The sequence below is a fragment of the uncultured Neisseria sp. genome, from assembly GCF_951230505.1.
GTDB lineage: Bacteria > Pseudomonadota > Gammaproteobacteria > Burkholderiales > Neisseriaceae > Neisseria.
In genome coordinates this window covers 1-14371 of record NZ_CATNVN010000040.1, presented here as the reverse complement: position 1 = coordinate 14371, position 14371 = coordinate 1, and the positions used below count along the sequence as shown (strand labels likewise).

14 protein-coding genes are annotated in these 14371 nt (G+C 46.8%); 7 read left to right on the top strand and 7 right to left on the bottom strand.

The window, feature by feature from the left end; all coding sequences use genetic code 11:
• Window positions 1-682, top strand: a 682-nt coding sequence (locus tag Q1M25_RS04215) for an aldose epimerase (protein ID WP_300482092.1), incomplete at its 5' end; no start/stop codon positions are given.
• Between the two features lie 58 nt (window positions 683-740).
• Here Q1M25_RS04215 and mltB read toward each other — a convergent pair.
• The 5 genes from mltB to rpsF form a co-directional block, all read right to left on the bottom strand.
• Complete coding sequence (gene mltB, locus Q1M25_RS04210) at window positions 741-1820, bottom strand: lytic murein transglycosylase B (RefSeq protein ID WP_300482090.1); 1080 nt, start codon at window positions 1818-1820, stop codon at window positions 741-743.
• A 208-nt stretch (window positions 1821-2028) separates the two neighbouring features.
• Window positions 2029-2481 (bottom strand): 50S ribosomal protein L9, encoded by a 453-nt coding sequence (gene rplI, locus Q1M25_RS04205; protein ID WP_003678862.1) that lies wholly within the window; start codon window positions 2479-2481, stop codon window positions 2029-2031.
• A gap of 16 nt (window positions 2482-2497) precedes the next feature.
• The gene (gene rpsR / locus Q1M25_RS04200) at window positions 2498-2728 is read right to left on the bottom strand and encodes a 30S ribosomal protein S18 (protein ID WP_003678863.1); all 231 of its coding nucleotides are present in this window, start codon (window positions 2726-2728) and stop codon (window positions 2498-2500) included.
• Between the two features lie 6 nt (window positions 2729-2734).
• Complete coding sequence (gene priB / locus Q1M25_RS04195) at window positions 2735-3037, bottom strand: primosomal replication protein N (protein ID WP_191620531.1); 303 nt, start codon at window positions 3035-3037, stop codon at window positions 2735-2737.
• Window positions 3034-3405, bottom strand: a complete 372-nt coding sequence (rpsF, locus tag Q1M25_RS04190; RefSeq protein ID WP_004519252.1) for a 30S ribosomal protein S6 — start codon at window positions 3403-3405, stop codon at window positions 3034-3036. Before rpsF ends, priB begins: the two co-directional genes overlap by 4 nt.
• 245 nt (window positions 3406-3650) lie before the next feature.
• Between rpsF and hscA the strand changes: the two genes are divergently transcribed.
• From hscA to fdx, 3 genes are all read left to right on the top strand, one after another.
• Entirely contained in the window at window positions 3651-5510 is a 1860-nt protein-coding gene (gene hscA, locus Q1M25_RS04185; protein ID WP_107848784.1) for a Fe-S protein assembly chaperone HscA, read from the top strand.
• A 79-nt stretch (window positions 5511-5589) separates the two neighbouring features.
• A complete protein-coding gene (locus tag Q1M25_RS04180) occupies window positions 5590-5952 on the top strand; it encodes a TIGR02328 family protein (RefSeq protein WP_300482083.1) in 363 nt (120 codons plus the stop codon).
• A gap of 92 nt (window positions 5953-6044) precedes the next feature.
• On the top strand, window positions 6045-6386 hold the full coding sequence (fdx, locus tag Q1M25_RS04175) for an ISC system 2Fe-2S type ferredoxin (RefSeq protein ID WP_003686005.1): 342 nt from the start codon (window positions 6045-6047) through the stop codon (window positions 6384-6386).
• A 76-nt stretch (window positions 6387-6462) separates the two neighbouring features.
• On the opposite strand, the gene Q1M25_RS04170 is transcribed toward fdx, so the two are convergent.
• Window positions 6463-7083 (bottom strand): hypothetical protein, encoded by a 621-nt coding sequence (locus Q1M25_RS04170; RefSeq protein WP_300482081.1) that lies wholly within the window; start codon window positions 7081-7083, stop codon window positions 6463-6465.
• Between the two features lie 299 nt (window positions 7084-7382).
• Between Q1M25_RS04170 and iscX the strand changes: the two genes are divergently transcribed.
• The 3 genes from iscX to metE all read left to right on the top strand — a co-directional run bounded on the left by iscX (window position 7383) and on the right by metE (window position 10998).
• Window positions 7383-7580, top strand: a complete 198-nt coding sequence (gene iscX / locus Q1M25_RS04165; RefSeq protein WP_003682097.1) for a Fe-S cluster assembly protein IscX — start codon at window positions 7383-7385, stop codon at window positions 7578-7580.
• Window positions 7581-7750: 170 nt separating this feature from the next.
• A complete protein-coding gene (gene metF / locus Q1M25_RS04160; protein WP_003745556.1) occupies window positions 7751-8632 on the top strand; it encodes a methylenetetrahydrofolate reductase in 882 nt (293 codons plus the stop codon).
• A gap of 89 nt (window positions 8633-8721) precedes the next feature.
• Window positions 8722-10998: a 5-methyltetrahydropteroyltriglutamate--homocysteine S-methyltransferase gene (gene metE / locus Q1M25_RS04155; RefSeq protein ID WP_300482080.1), complete on the top strand. Its 2277-nt coding sequence runs from the start codon at window positions 8722-8724 to the stop codon at window positions 10996-10998.
• Between the two features lie 92 nt (window positions 10999-11090).
• Here the strand turns inward: metE and Q1M25_RS04150 are convergent, their stop codons facing one another.
• A complete protein-coding gene (locus Q1M25_RS04150; protein ID WP_367275821.1) occupies window positions 11091-13709 on the bottom strand; it encodes a right-handed parallel beta-helix repeat-containing protein in 2619 nt (872 codons plus the stop codon).
• Between the last annotated feature and the right edge of the window lie 662 nt (window positions 13710-14371).

The window sequence follows — 14371 nt, the reverse complement described above, 5'->3', positions numbered from 1 at the left end:
CACAATGCAAGTCAATACAATGGGCGGATATATTGATTCCCTGGTTCTGAAAGGACGGGAAGTCTTATTTCCGAAAACCAGCGTTCAAGTGGGCGATGACACAAAATTACGCGGCGGTATGCACGTCTGCCTACCCCAATTCGGACCTGACAGCAAAAATCATCTGGCCCAACATGGTTTCGGCAGAACCTCAGACTGGGAAATCCGCCATCAAAATGAATCAGATATCGGCTTGAAATTAATCAGCACAGAAAAAGGCTATGAACACGTCGAATGGTTGCTTGATTACAGCCTGCCTAACGAAAATGAAGCCATCGCCATCCTGACCGTCTGCAATTACGGCGAATCGCCTGTCCGCACGTCTCCAGGATTCCACCCCTACTTTACCGCCGCCGGCACACAATTTGATTTTAACGGCGCACCATACGATGCTGACTATATCTCCCATACCGAATTTGTTTCCTCCGACCAAGATGCACACGTTGCATTTGACGGCTTGAAACTGGATATCCGTACCCACAATCTACCTGTGTACGCACTTTGGAGCGATCGAAACGGCCAATATACTTGTGCAGAGCCAACCGCAGAAGGCAATGCGTTTTTATCCCCTGCCCGAGGCGGACAATTTGTTTCAGGACACAGTAAAAAACGTTACGCCATGAAAATCAGACTGATGGCTTAACCTCCTTTACAAATTCTCGATATTTAAAAACCACCCCGAAGGGTGGTTTTCTTATGGCTTACAGGCCATTGTTATTGATTGCATTCGCAATATCGCGTACCGCTGTTACATACATGCGGCTGTGGTTGTATTGCCATACGGTGTAGAAGTTATTCAGGCCCAAATAGTATTCAAATACGCCAGGACTGGTTTCCAAAGCATACAACACAGCTTTCTCATTATCGGCAACAGCAGCTTGAGGCACAACACCCAAGGCTTTGAAATCTGCGACAGTGCGTGTCAAAGCAGTTTTCTCATCGATAATCGCCTGCAAGTGCGGCGTAATCGTCAGACTGACCGGCACAACCATCTTACCGCCGGTCTGCCAGCCATGCTGTTTCATATAATTGGCGACAGAAGCCGCCACATCGCCGACATTATTCCAAATATCGCGATGACCGTCACCATCATAGTCCACAGCCCATTTACGGTAGCTGGAAGGCATAAATTGCGGCATGCCCATCGCGCCGGCATAGCTGCCTTTGAAGTCAAAGATATTTTCTTTTTCTTCTTTTGCCATCAGCAAAAGTTCGCTCAATTCGTTTTGGAAAAATTCGGCACGGCGTGGATAATCAAAGGCCAATGTACTCAAAGCATCAGCAACGCGGAAGCTGCCCGTATTTTTGCCATAATTGGTTTCGATACCAAGAATCGCCACAATCAATTCGGCAGGAACACCGTATTTGCGTGCTACATCATCAATTACGGCACGGTTTGCCGCATAGAATTGTCTGCCGCCGTTAAATTTGGCTGCACCGGAGTTACCGGTACGGAATTCATACCACGGACGCGAAGTGCTTGGGCGGTACATAATGGTAATAATATTGCCTTTATACACCACGCCATTGAAGAAGTTACGCAATTCTTCCGCACTGAAACGACGGTTTTTCACTTCATATTGGATAAACTGCTGAACATTGACGTTTTCATTAAAACCGCTGCTGGCAACAGATTCAGCCGCTGCATCAAATACAGGGCGTTTTACAGAAGAAACAGGCTCGACAGGTTTTGCCGTATCAACAGCAGGCTTTTGCGGAGTGCCGCATGAAGCCAGAGCCAAAGCAGCCAGACCCATCCCAAAGATTTTGATTTTATTCATAAATAATCTCTTTATTAAATACTATGATAAATCCGAATACGAAAGAATATTCGTCTAACACATCATCTCTCTATGCCAACCGCCATACTTTTTAATCAGCCAAAAATATAGACAACTCGACACCTATTTGCTTCGGCTCAAGCACATAAACAAGGCCGTCTGAAATCCAAGGAAACCCTTGATTTTCAGACGGCCTTGAATGAATCAATTACTCAGCGGCTGCAACAACAGCAACGGTAATTTTAGCAACAGCGTCAGTGTGCAGAGCCACTTCAACTTCGTATTCGCCAACAGCTTTCAATGGGCCGTTAGGCAGACGTACGTTTGCTTTAGCAGCTTGGATACCGGCAGCAACAATCGCTTCAGCGATGTCAGCATTGGTAACAGAACCGAACAGACGACCATCAACACCAGCTTTTTGAGCAACAGTAATGGTTTGGCCTTCCAGTTTTTCTTGACGTGCTTTAGCATCAGCCAAGATTTCAGCTTGTTTGGCTTCCAATTCAGCGCGGCGTGCTTCGAATTCTTTCATGTTGGCTTCGGTTGCACGTTTTGCTTTACCGGCAGGGATCAGGAAGTTGCGTGCGTAACCGTTTTTAACGGTAACGATGTCACCCAAGTTACCCAGACCGCCGATTTTTTCTAACAGAATAATTTGCATGATTTAAACTCCAAAATTATTTGTGTTGATCGGTGTAAGGCAACAGAGCCAGGAAACGGGCACGTTTCACAGCAGTAGCCAACTGACGTTGGTAGTGTGCTTTAGTACCAGTAATGCGGGCAGGGATGATTTTGCCGTTTTCAGAGATGAAGTCTTTCAACAAATCAACTTGTTTGTAATCAACTTCTTGGATTTTTTCAGCCGTAAAGCGGCAGAATTTTCTACGTTTGAATGATTGACGAGCCATTGTCGTTTAACCTTTATATTCTTTAATGTTCTGTATGCGTAGTACCGGCTTGGGGAAGCGTTGGCTGCGTTGCGCCAAAAAACCTTCCGATTCGATGACGGCATCTTGCCGATACTGCCATTCCTCAGCCTGCTTACCTAAAATCCGCGCAGGAATTTCAAATTTGACCAGACATTTCTGTCCGTTTTCTTCCTGCCAAGATTCATGTTGTAACACAACATCTAAAACAGGAATTCCTGCCGGCGTATATCTCAAAGGCTGAACCTGCAAGATACGGGCGGTAAGCTTAATCAGATTGTTCAATCTTATTCGGCTGCTGCAACTTCTTCAGCTGCACCATTCAGCAAGTTTTTTGCTTTTTCGCCACCCAGCATTGGGGAAGCTTCAGTTACAGCGTGTTTTGTTTTGATGGTCAGGTGACGCAGTACGGCATCATTGAAGCGGAAAGCAGTTTCCAACTCTTCAACCACTTCAGGAGTAGTTTCGATATTCATCAAAACATAGTGTGCTTTGTGGATTTTGTTGATTGGGTAAGCCAATTGACGACGGCCCCAGTCTTCCAAACGATGGATTTTACCGTTGGCTTCAGTAATCATGGTTTTGTAACGCTCAACCATAGCAGGCACTTGCTCGCTTTGATCAGGATGAACGATAAACACGATCTCGTAATGACGCATGTTATCTCCTTATGGATGATTAAAAACAGCCTTTCACCATGCGAAGTAAAAGGCAAGGCAAAGAGGCTGAATTTTATCCGCATTTCTTAAAAAATACAAGCCTGAATTCAAAATCCACTTTCTTTTCAATCAAAAAACAACATTAGGCCTTAGGGTTATTTCCTAGCAAACCACTCAACTATCTGCCAAAAATCTGCTAAAATCTGCCCCATCCTAATAAATACAGCATCAGAAGGCACACAATCATGGCTCTTTTGCAGATTTCCGAACCCGGCATGTCCGCCGCCCCCCATCAACACCGCCTCGCCGTAGGCATTGATTTAGGCACAACCAACAGCTTGGTTGCCACAGTCCGCAGCGGCAGCGCAGTCTGCCTGCCCGATTCAGACGGCCGCGCCACCCTGCCTTCGGTTGTCCGTTATTTAGATGGCGAAGTTGAAGTCGGCAAAAACGCCCTTTCTGCCCAAAAAACCGATCCGCTAAATACCGTCAGCTCTGCCAAACGCCTTATCGGCCGTACCCTTACCGACCTCGCACAAGAGGCGCAATACCTGCCCTATCGATTTACACCCAATGAGCGCGTTGTTGAATTAAACACCCGTCAAGGTGCAAAAACGCCTATCGAAGTATCGGCTGAAATCCTCAAAGCCCTTAAATCGCGTGCCGAAGAAACATTAGGCGGCGATTTGGTCGGTGCCGTCATTACCGTACCTGCTTATTTTGACGACGCCCAACGTCAAGCCACCAAAGATGCCGCACGCTTGGCAGGCTTAAATGTCTTGCGCCTCCTCAACGAGCCGACTGCCGCCGCAATCGCCTACGGACTGGACAACGCCTCAGAAGGCACGTTTGTCGTTTACGACTTGGGCGGCGGCACATTCGACGTATCCGTATTGCAACTGACTAAAGGCCTGTTTGAAGTAAAAGCCACCGGTGGCAACAGCGCATTGGGCGGCGATGACTTCGACCATCGTTTGTTCTGCTACCTGCTCGAACAAAACGACCTTTCCAAACTCAACGAACAAGACAGCCAGCTTCTGCTTTCCCTTGTCCGTACTGCCAAAGAAAAACTGACCACTCAAACCGAAGCCGTCATCGAAACCACACTTTCAGACGGCCATAAAGTCCATACCGTCATTACCCGCCAAGAGTTTCACAATCTGACCCAAAATCTGGTACAAAAAACCATCGAGCCCGTCAAACAGGCTTTGAAAGATGCAGGCGTGACCAAGGCAGATGTCAAAGGCGTGATTATGGTTGGTGGCTCTACCCGTATGCTGCACGTTCAACAAGCAGTTGCCACCTTCTTTGGCCAAACCCCGCTGAACAACCTCAATCCCGACGAAGTGGTTGCACTCGGTGCCGCCATACAGGCAAACGTCCTTGCCGGCAACAAAACCGACGGCGAATGGCTGCTGCTTGACGTTACACCTTTGTCGCTCGGTTTGGAAACCTACGGCGGTCTTGCCGAAAAAATCATCCCGCGCAATTCCACCATTCCCACCGCGCGTGCACAGGATTTCACCACTTTCAAAGACGGTCAAACTGCCATGACGATACACGTCGTACAAGGCGAGCGCGAACTCGTTTCCGACTGCCGCAGCCTTGCCAAATTTACCCTACGCGGCATTCCGCCCATGACAGCAGGCGCAGCGCGTATCCGCGTGACCTTCCAAGTTGATGCCGACGGTTTGCTGTCCGTTTCCGCACAAGAACAAAGCACCGGCGTACAGGCGCAAATCGAAGTCAAACCTTCCTACGGCTTAGACGACGGCACCATTACCCAAATGCTCAAAGACAGCATGAACAACGCCGCCGAAGACATGGCCGCACGCGCACGCGCCGAAGCCGTAGTCGAAGCCGAAAGCCTGACCGACGCTGTCAACGCCGCCCTTGAGTTGGACAGCGATTTATTGGAAGCCGAAGAATTGCAACAAATTCAGCAAGACATCGCTGCTTTGCAAGGCCGTCTGAAAGACGGCAAAGCCGAAGACATCCGTGCCTCCGTTGCCAAACTCAGCCACAGCACCGACAACTTCGCCGCCAAGCGCATGAACCGTAACATCCAACGTGCGCTGACAGGTCAAAGCGTTGATAATATTTGATGCCTAAACAGTTTCAGACGGCCTCGAAAGATACAAAGGTCGTCTATCTAAATATCCAAAAACTGAAACGATTTCTTTTATGCGACTCTGGCACCAAACCCTTATCCCCCTACTCCCCCGCGCCCAGCTTTTGGGGCAACACCGCGAATGCGCCGCTTTACGCGGAGCAGGCTGGGGCAGGCCGCATGCGACGGTTAATTACGTTTTTACCCACTCACCCTACAAACTCTACCTGTATCACGCGTTGATTATGGAAGAAATGGAAAAGCGCGGTTACAAACCCGATGCTTTATGGAAAGACCCGCTATATCGCGGCAAAGCCGTTGCCCCATACCATTCGCACGCGGCTGAAACAGCTACTTCGCCGATTTATGTCGAACATGATGATGCTTACTTGGACGAATGTCTGAAAAATTTAAGAAATAAAGGCATCATGTTATAAACCCATTTTTCAGACGGCCTGAATATTGAATATCCAAGGCCGTCTGAAACCACTTTAACCACAACCACTCTTAAACAACCGAGACAATAAAAATGCCAAAAATTACCGTACTCCCACACGCGACATTATGCCCCGAAGGCGCGGTTATCGAAGACGCACCGGAAGGCCAAACCGTCCTTGACGTACTGCTCGACCACGATATCGAAGTCGATCACGCCTGTGAAAAATCCTGTGCCTGCACAACCTGCCACGTGATTATCCGCAAAGGTTTTGACAGCCTGGAAGAACCAACCGAATTGGAAGAAGACCTGCTCGACCAAGCATGGGGCTTGGAAGCCGATTCACGCTTGAGCTGTCAGGCAGTGGTTGCCGATGAAGATTTGGTCGTAGAAATTCCCAAATATACAATCAACCATGCACGTGAAGACCACTAAAACAAGATTGTATGAAGAAGGCCGTCTGAAACCACAAATTCATGGTTTTCAGACGGCCTGTTGCTTATGAGGCAAACTATTTGATATGAGGAAAAATAAAACGCATACGCGAAATCTGCATGGAGGCCACTTTCTGCGTAGCGGAGTAATTTTCAATTTTTTCTTGCATTCTGATTTGATGCATATTGCCATTATAACGGGGAGCAGCATTCTGAGATTTATTTACGGTCGGCAGCTCAGCCTCTGCCTTCAACGCTTCCTCCGCCTCAATCGCCGAAAGTGCTGCCTCATCCCTTACCAAACCGAAACGCTCGATAATGGCATTGGCTTCATCTATATAATGAGATTTGTCCGCGCCATTTTCCAACACCGCATCTTCAAGCACAACCGACAAATGCTTGCCGCAATTTTCGATACGCTCTGCAATACGCGAATAAACCATCCAACGTTTCAACCTCAATGCGCCTGCATCGTCATTGGGCGAAGCGGCATCCAGTTTAATTAAGCCATAGTGCTTACCGTAATACAGACGGAACACCAGCTGCTTCAAACCTTCTGTTTCGTCCAACATCCGATAAAGTTCGCGAACCAACAACAGCAAACGGTCAAATGCACCTGCTTTGGACAGACACTCCGGATCATCGGAAGCGAGCGCGTAAATCAGTTTGGACAGCTTGGCGTTGAGTGCGTTATTCATCTTTTTTCCTTTTATTTTTAAGCGATGGATTGTCTTAAGAGCCGTTCCAAAAAATTTGGTTGCATAGCAAAATGTAAATTTTGCATGGAAACCAAATCATTCAAAACGGAATAGAAAGTATAAAACGGCAGATTGCCGTAAGTTTTAAGTGTCTTGCCGTATTTTAACGCAACTATGCTATTTTGTTAAAAAATAGCGCCATCATTTATCTGCCAATCTTCCGTAAAACAATCTGGCAGTCCGACTTCTTCTTGATTAAAATAATTACTAATAGCCCAAACCCAATAAAGGAACACATCATGAAATGGACAGATACCCAACGCATCGCCGAAGAACTCTACGACTTACACGGCGACAGCATCGATCCGAAAACCGTACGCTTTACCCAACTGCGTGATTTGATTATGGCGTTGCCTGAATTTGACGATGATCCGGCGCGTTGCGGCGAGCGTATTCTCGAAGCCGTGCAACAAGCATGGATAGATGAAGCAGAATAATCTTTCTCCCTTCCCTATCAAACAAGACCTCAGGCTATTTTTCAGACGGCCTGAGGTCTTTATTAAATCTATTCATACAATTTCGGAAAATTTCGAAATTGACTCATGTTAACCTCAAATTTATTATGCAGCCTGACAACAAATAAAAGATATGCAGAAGGTGCATAACCATGAATCACGCTCGAGAAATCGCCGCTTTAAACAACAGCCTTTCTGATTTGAAAGGCGACATCAATGTTTCGTTCGAATTTTTCCCGCCGAAAAACGAACAAATGGAAACCATGCTATGGGATTCCATCCATCGCCTGCAAACCTTGCATCCGAAATTCGTTTCCGTAACCTACGGTGCAAACTCCGGCGAACGCGACCGCACACACAGTATCGTCAAACGCATCAAACAAGAAACCGGCCTTGATGCAGCCCCTCACTTGACCGGTATCGATGCCAGCCCTGACGAGTTGCGTCAAATTGCCAAAGACTATTGGGACAGCGGTATCCGCCGCATCGTTGCCCTGCGTGGTGACGAGCCGCCCGGCTACGAGAAAAAACCTTTCTATGCCGAAGATTTGGTCAAGCTGTTGCGCTCCGTTGCCGACTTTGATATTTCCGTAGCGGCCTATCCAGAGGTACACCCGGAAGCCAAATCTGCACAAGCCGACTTAATCAATCTGAAACGCAAAATCGATGCGGGTGCAAACAACGTTATTACCCAATTCTTCTTCGACGTGGAAAGCTATCTGCGCTTCCGCGACCGTTGCGTGATGATGGGCATTGACGTTGAAATTGTTCCCGGCATCCTGCCCGTAACCAATTTCAAACAATTGACCAAAATGGCTCAAGTGACCAACGTCAAAATCCCAAGCTGGCTGTCTAAAATGTACGAAGGTTTGGATGACGACCAAGGCACGCGCAACCTTGTTGCCGCCAGCATCGCCATCGACATGGTCAAAGTCCTCTCGCGCGAAGGTGTCAAAGACTTCCACTTCTACACCCTCAACCGCAGCGAACTGACTTACGCCATCTGCCATATTTTGGGCGTGCGTCCGCGTTAATAAAACAGACGGCCTCCCCATTCTGATTTACAATATCGAACATTCAGGCCATACCGGCCTGATTAAAAATTCCAACTAGGAGAGTTAACATGACAACATTACATTTTTCAGGCTTCCCGCGCGTCGGTGCCTTCCGCGAATTGAAATTCGCACAAGAAAAATACTGGCGCAAAGAAATCAGCGAGCAAGAATTGCTGGCTGTTGCTAAAGACTTGCGCGAGAAAAACTGGAAACACCAAGCTGCTGCCAACGCTGATTACGTTGCCGTAGGCGATTTCACTTTCTACGACCACATCCTCGACCTGCAAGTTGCCACCGGTGCCATCCCTGCCCGCTTCGGCTTCGACAGCCAAAACCTGTCTTTGGAACAATTCTTCCAACTGGCCCGTGGTAATAAAGACCAATTCGCTATCGAAATGACCAAATGGTTCGACACCAACTACCACTACTTGGTGCCTGAATTCCACGCCGATACTGAATTCAAAGCCAACGCCAAACACTACGTTCAACAGCTGCAAGAAGCCCAAGCTTTGGGTCTGAAAGCCAAACCGACCGTTGTTGGTCCGTTGACTTTCCTGTGGGTTGGTAAAGAAAAAGGCGCTGTTGAATTCGACCGTCTGAGCCTGTTGCCTAAACTGTTGCCTGTTTACGTTGAAATCCTGACTGCTTTGGTTGAAGCCGGTGCCGAGTGGATTCAAATCGACGAGCCTGCTTTGACTGTTGACCTGCCTAAAGAGTGGGTAGAAGCATACAAAGACGTTTACGCTACTTTGAGCAAAGTAAGCGCCAAAATCCTGTTGAGCACTTACTTCGGTTCTGTTGCCGAACACGCTGCTTTGCTGAAATCCCTGCCTGTTGACGGCCTGCACATCGACTTGGTACGCGCTCCTGAGCAACTGGATGCATTTGCTGACTACGACAAAGTTCTGTCTGCCGGCGTTATCGACGGCCGCAACATTTGGCGCGCCAACCTGAACAAAGTTTTGGAAACTGTTGAACCTCTGCAAGCCAAACTGGGCGACCGTTTGTGGATCTCCTGCTCTTGCTCTTTGCTGCACACTCCATTTGACTTGTCAGTTGAAGAAAAACTGAAAGCCAACAAACCTGACCTGTACTCTTGGTTGGCATTCACCCTGCAAAAAACCCAAGAATTGCGCGTTCTGAAAGCCGCATTAAACGAAGGTCGTGATTCCGTCGCCGAAGAACTGGCTGCCAGCCAAGCTGCCGCCGACTCCCGTGCCAACAGCAGCGAAATCCACCGTGCAGACGTTGCCAAACGCTTGGCCGATTTGCCTGCCAACGCAGACCAACGCAAATCTCCATTTGCCGACCGTATCAAAGCGCAACAAGCATGGTTGAACCTGCCTCTGCTGCCGACTACCAACATCGGTTCTTTCCCACAAACTACCGAAATCCGCCAAGCACGCGCAGCCTTCAAAAAAGGTGAACTGTCTGCCGCAGATTACGAAGCCGCGATGAAAAAAGAAATCGCCTTGGTGGTTGAAGAGCAAGAAAAACTGGACTTGGACGTACTGGTACACGGCGAAGCTGAGCGTAACGACATGGTTGAATACTTCGGCGAATTGTTGAGCGGTTTTGCATTCACCCAATACGGCTGGGTACAAAGCTACGGCTCACGTTGCGTTAAACCACCTATCATCTTCGGTGACGTAAGCCGTCCTGAAGCCATGACTGTCGCTTGGTCTACTTACGCTCAAAGCCTGACCAAACGTCCGATGAAAGGTATGTTGACCGGCCCTGTTACCATTCTGCAATGGTCTTTCGTCCGCAACGATATTCCTCGCTCTACCGTGTGCAAACAAATCGCACTGGCTCTGAACGACGAAGTATTGGATCTGGAAAAAGCCGGCATCAAAGTCATTCAAATTGACGAACCTGCCATCCGCGAAGGTCTGCCTTTGAAACGTGCCGATTGGGACGCTTACCTGAACTGGGCCGGCGAATCTTTCCGCCTGTCCTCTACCGGTTGCGAAGACAGCACTCAAATCCACACTCATATGTGTTACTCTGAGTTCAACGACATCTTGCCTGCCATCGCAGCTATGGACGCCGACGTCATTACCATCGAGACTTCACGTTCCGACATGGAACTCTTGACTGCGTTCGGCGAATTCAAATACCCGAACGACATCGGCCCAGGTGTTTACGACATCCACAGCCCACGCGTACCGACTGAAGCTGAAGTTGAGCACCTGTTGCGCAAAGCCATCGAGGTTGTACCGGTTGAACGTCTGTGGGTAAACCCAGACTGCGGCCTGAAAACACGTGGCTGGAAAGAAACTCTGGAACAACTCCAAGTGATGATGAACGTAACCCACAAATTGCGTGCCGAACTGGCTAAATAATGTGAGTTAGATGAAAAGGCCGTCTGAAAATTTTCAGACGGCCTTTTTTTATTTATCAATATTTAAAACATAAAGATTACGACTTCAACAACTTACAAAATCCCTGTCGTTGTATGATGTTCTTCCACTCCTGATGTATACACGTTCTTAGTATGGTGATACACAGTCTCTTTAGTCGTTTCAACAATATGGTTGGCTTCTGACAAGATATCGCTCAATGCCACTTTACTGCCGGTCGTATTCACCTTTTTCAGTGCTGCGCCGTTATGGATATTGCCTTCAGAATATGTATTGATGTCATTCTCAAAGCGCAGCCATGAATCATACAACTTACCTTTAATGTCCGTCATGATTTTGTTGTTGGCTACATTTAAAGATGCTTTGCCCTTAGGATTGGTACTGTGTACGTCTACCAAAGCATCATTCAGGGCACCACCAAGTTTCAATGTGTTATTGGTGATGTTGTACTCTTTGGCATTGCTTTTCAAATAAGCAAATTCGACATAGCCTTCAGATTCTTCACGCACGGAAATTTTGTTGTTGTGAATCGTTACCGCACCATGCATAGCGACATTACCATGGTGTTCTTCCACATAAACCGGTACTGCGCCTTTCATAATCTTGCCGATATCGGCATCATTGCCGCTGATGGTAATGGTACCGCTGCCAATGCCGTTTTTAGATAAAACGCGGTCGTAGGTATCGTTGATGACGGCAATCAGATATTTGGTAGATTCGCCGCTGATCTTGTTGTTTGCCATATTGAGCGTGTAATCCATTTTGCTTTCATGGTTACGGAACTCAATCGCGTAGGTCTGAATATTGTTTTGATAAACCGTCAGATTTTTAATGACATTATCGCTAATATCGAAATAGCCTTTATCAGCCGAGTGCAAATCTTTGTATTGGGTGTTGGTTTGCACCTGAATCCCTGAATACATGTGGTAGTACTTGCCCAAGTCATCATCAACATTCAAACGGAAGCTCGGGTCTTGGATAATGGTATTGCCCGTAATTTTGACTTTATCCATAGAAAACTGGCGGTTGTAGGCAACAATGCCATACAGCCGATCACCCGTTAACACATTGTCTTCAATGACAATGCCTGTACCATCATGCACATCCAAGCCCTTGCGGTAGTTGTGGTCGGTCGTGTTTTTACGGTATGTGATGCCGTAATTGTAACTACCCGCAGCCACAGCCATACCATAACCTGTCCCGCCGTCCGCTTCGTGGCCGTTCCAATCCAAACGGTTGCCCTCGCCGATAAAGTTTTGTTGGAAACCGATCAGCGCACCGGCAACGCGGTTGTGGTGCAGATACGAATCAACAATACGGTTGTTTTCACCCAAAGGCAGCGCTTCGTATTTTTCATCAATTTCGCCGCTTTGTACGCGCGCTTTAAAGGTCAGTTTTTGACCTTTTTCCGTTTCCAAAGAAGCGGTTGACGTAAACATCACACCAGCACGATTGGCACCGGAAACCTCTACTTTGCTGATTAAAGTATTGTCCGCATCGTTCACTAAAATGCCGTTTACCTTGCCAAAATAGCTTAAGCCTTTGCGGTAAAAATCAGGGTTGGTATATTGAACCGACAAGTCGGCAATGGTTTTATTGTTTTGCCCATCAATCAAGATACCGGCAAATTGGCGAATGTCATCATGGTTGGTGTCCGGATTGAACACACCCGTCTGCGCCTTATCAAACGTTACCTTGGTTTTGCCCATCCCCGAACCAAACAAGCCACGCGCGCCGGAGACGGTTTTATCCATCACAATCTGATTGGAAATATAGTAAGTGCCATCCAAGAAAACCATGGCTTTTTCTTTGTGCGCCGCCTCTAAAGCTGCTTTAAATGCCTGAAGACTGTCTTTTTTACCCTGCGCATCGGCACCAAAATCATTCACACGAACGTAATTACCGTACTCTTTAGATTCATACACGCGGTATTTTCCGGATAGTCCTATCCTGCCTTCGGCATGATCGTCAATTTTGTTTGCTTTACCCGAACTGAGGTGTCCGTCGTGACTATTGATTGCTTTTTTGCCGGAAGAAACGCCCGCTATTTTGTCATGGCCGTCTGAATCCTTCAGATTCTTTTTATGGACAATCTCAACGGTTTTTTTTTCTTCGGCAATTCTGTCTTCCGCCTCTTTTTCTTTACGTGCGGCTTCGAGTTTGGCTTTACGCTCTGCAACCGCTTTTTCGACTGCCGCTTTATGCGCTTCTTTTGCGCGTTCGACCGCCTTTGCTTTGGCAGCGGCAGCCTCGGCTATTTTTTTTGCTTTGGCTTCTTCGTAAACTTTTTGCCTTTCAGCCAGGATTTTTTCCATCGATTGATTAACCGACTTATTTACCGGTTCTTTTGAAACAACGTGTTTGCTCGCCACTTTAGGCTCAATGATATGTTTACTGGAAACGCTGCTTACAGAAGCAACGCTGGCTCGTGCGACATGCATTTTTGTCACAAGACCGTCTGAAGATGATGAGGTACTATTTAATCTTGCTGCCTCAGCTACATGAACCGCCTCTCTCGTTACAGTATTTTTACCGCTTAATTGCTTGGGTTCTGGAAAAACCGACGGACTATTCCCAAAATTTTGGGTGTGTATCCATTCTTTTAGAGGAGAAGATGATTCGGAAGTGGTTTCAGGAGTTGAGGAGCCGTGACGAATATGGGTACGGCCAAGAGGAGCAAGTTTATGTGACATAATCAGCGTATTTCCTTGTATCGAATATCGTCCTTTTCCACCGCACAAGTGTGCAACAAAAAAGTTCGATTGAATAAAGAGGTAAGACGGATTCTGTCGTAACAGCAATTGCCTGTATAAGCTGGCCACTTTGAGAAACTCGGCAGCGTTTCCCCTTCTGCCGGTTTTCTGATTGGAAACGGTAATGGTGTTTAGACAGAACCCTTGGATGACTTTTATAGGCAATCTGTCCGCGTACCATGTGTCCGGTTATTTTTGACGGAAATGTATCAGAGTCCCTTTTTAATTGATTAGTTCATCCAAAGTTAAGTTATTTTTGATTTTTATAGCAAAATAAAAATGGTTTTATCTTGCATCTTTTTCCTTTTTGACTTGACAGAGTGAATCCCGCGAAGCCAAAAAGGAGGGAAATTCTAACACGATATGTTTTTAGCATTCCCTATTTAACTAAATTTGCAAAATATACAGAATAAATATCTATAACTGTTTTTAACTTCTTCTAAAAATCAATAAAATTCGATATTTCCAATATGTATTTTTACAACATGCCTGCGCATTATATACCGATTATCTAAAAATACTACCGTTTGTTTAAAAAATTTAGCATTTTATTATCGTTTTCCCCATCAAAAAACCAATAAAAAAAGGCCGTCTGAAAAAAT

What these genes read in the sequence shown, in the direction of transcription:
- mltB (WP_300482090.1), bottom strand. Translation starts at nt 1,820, where the DNA reads ATGAATAAAATCAAAATCTTTGGGATGGGTCTGGCTGCTTTGGCTCTG.
- rplI (WP_003678862.1), bottom strand. Translation starts at nt 2,481, where the DNA reads ATGCAAATTATTCTGTTAGAAAAAATCGGCGGTCTGGGTAACTTGGGT.
- rpsR (WP_003678863.1), bottom strand. Translation starts at nt 2,728, where the DNA reads ATGGCTCGTCAATCATTCAAACGTAGAAAATTCTGCCGCTTTACGGCT.
- rpsF (WP_004519252.1), bottom strand. Translation starts at nt 3,405, where the DNA reads ATGCGTCATTACGAGATCGTGTTTATCGTTCATCCTGATCAAAGCGAG.
- hscA (WP_107848784.1), top strand. Translation starts at nt 3,651, where the DNA reads ATGGCTCTTTTGCAGATTTCCGAACCCGGCATGTCCGCCGCCCCCCAT.
- Q1M25_RS04180 (WP_300482083.1), top strand. Translation starts at nt 5,590, where the DNA reads ATGCGACTCTGGCACCAAACCCTTATCCCCCTACTCCCCCGCGCCCAG.
- fdx (WP_003686005.1), top strand. Translation starts at nt 6,045, where the DNA reads ATGCCAAAAATTACCGTACTCCCACACGCGACATTATGCCCCGAAGGC.
- Q1M25_RS04170 (WP_300482081.1), bottom strand. Translation starts at nt 7,083, where the DNA reads ATGAATAACGCACTCAACGCCAAGCTGTCCAAACTGATTTACGCGCTC.
- iscX (WP_003682097.1), top strand. Translation starts at nt 7,383, where the DNA reads ATGAAATGGACAGATACCCAACGCATCGCCGAAGAACTCTACGACTTA.
- metF (WP_003745556.1), top strand. Translation starts at nt 7,751, where the DNA reads ATGAATCACGCTCGAGAAATCGCCGCTTTAAACAACAGCCTTTCTGAT.
- metE (WP_300482080.1), top strand. Translation starts at nt 8,722, where the DNA reads ATGACAACATTACATTTTTCAGGCTTCCCGCGCGTCGGTGCCTTCCGC.
- Q1M25_RS04150 (WP_367275821.1), bottom strand. Translation starts at nt 13,709, where the DNA reads ATGTCACATAAACTTGCTCCTCTTGGCCGTACCCATATTCGTCACGGC.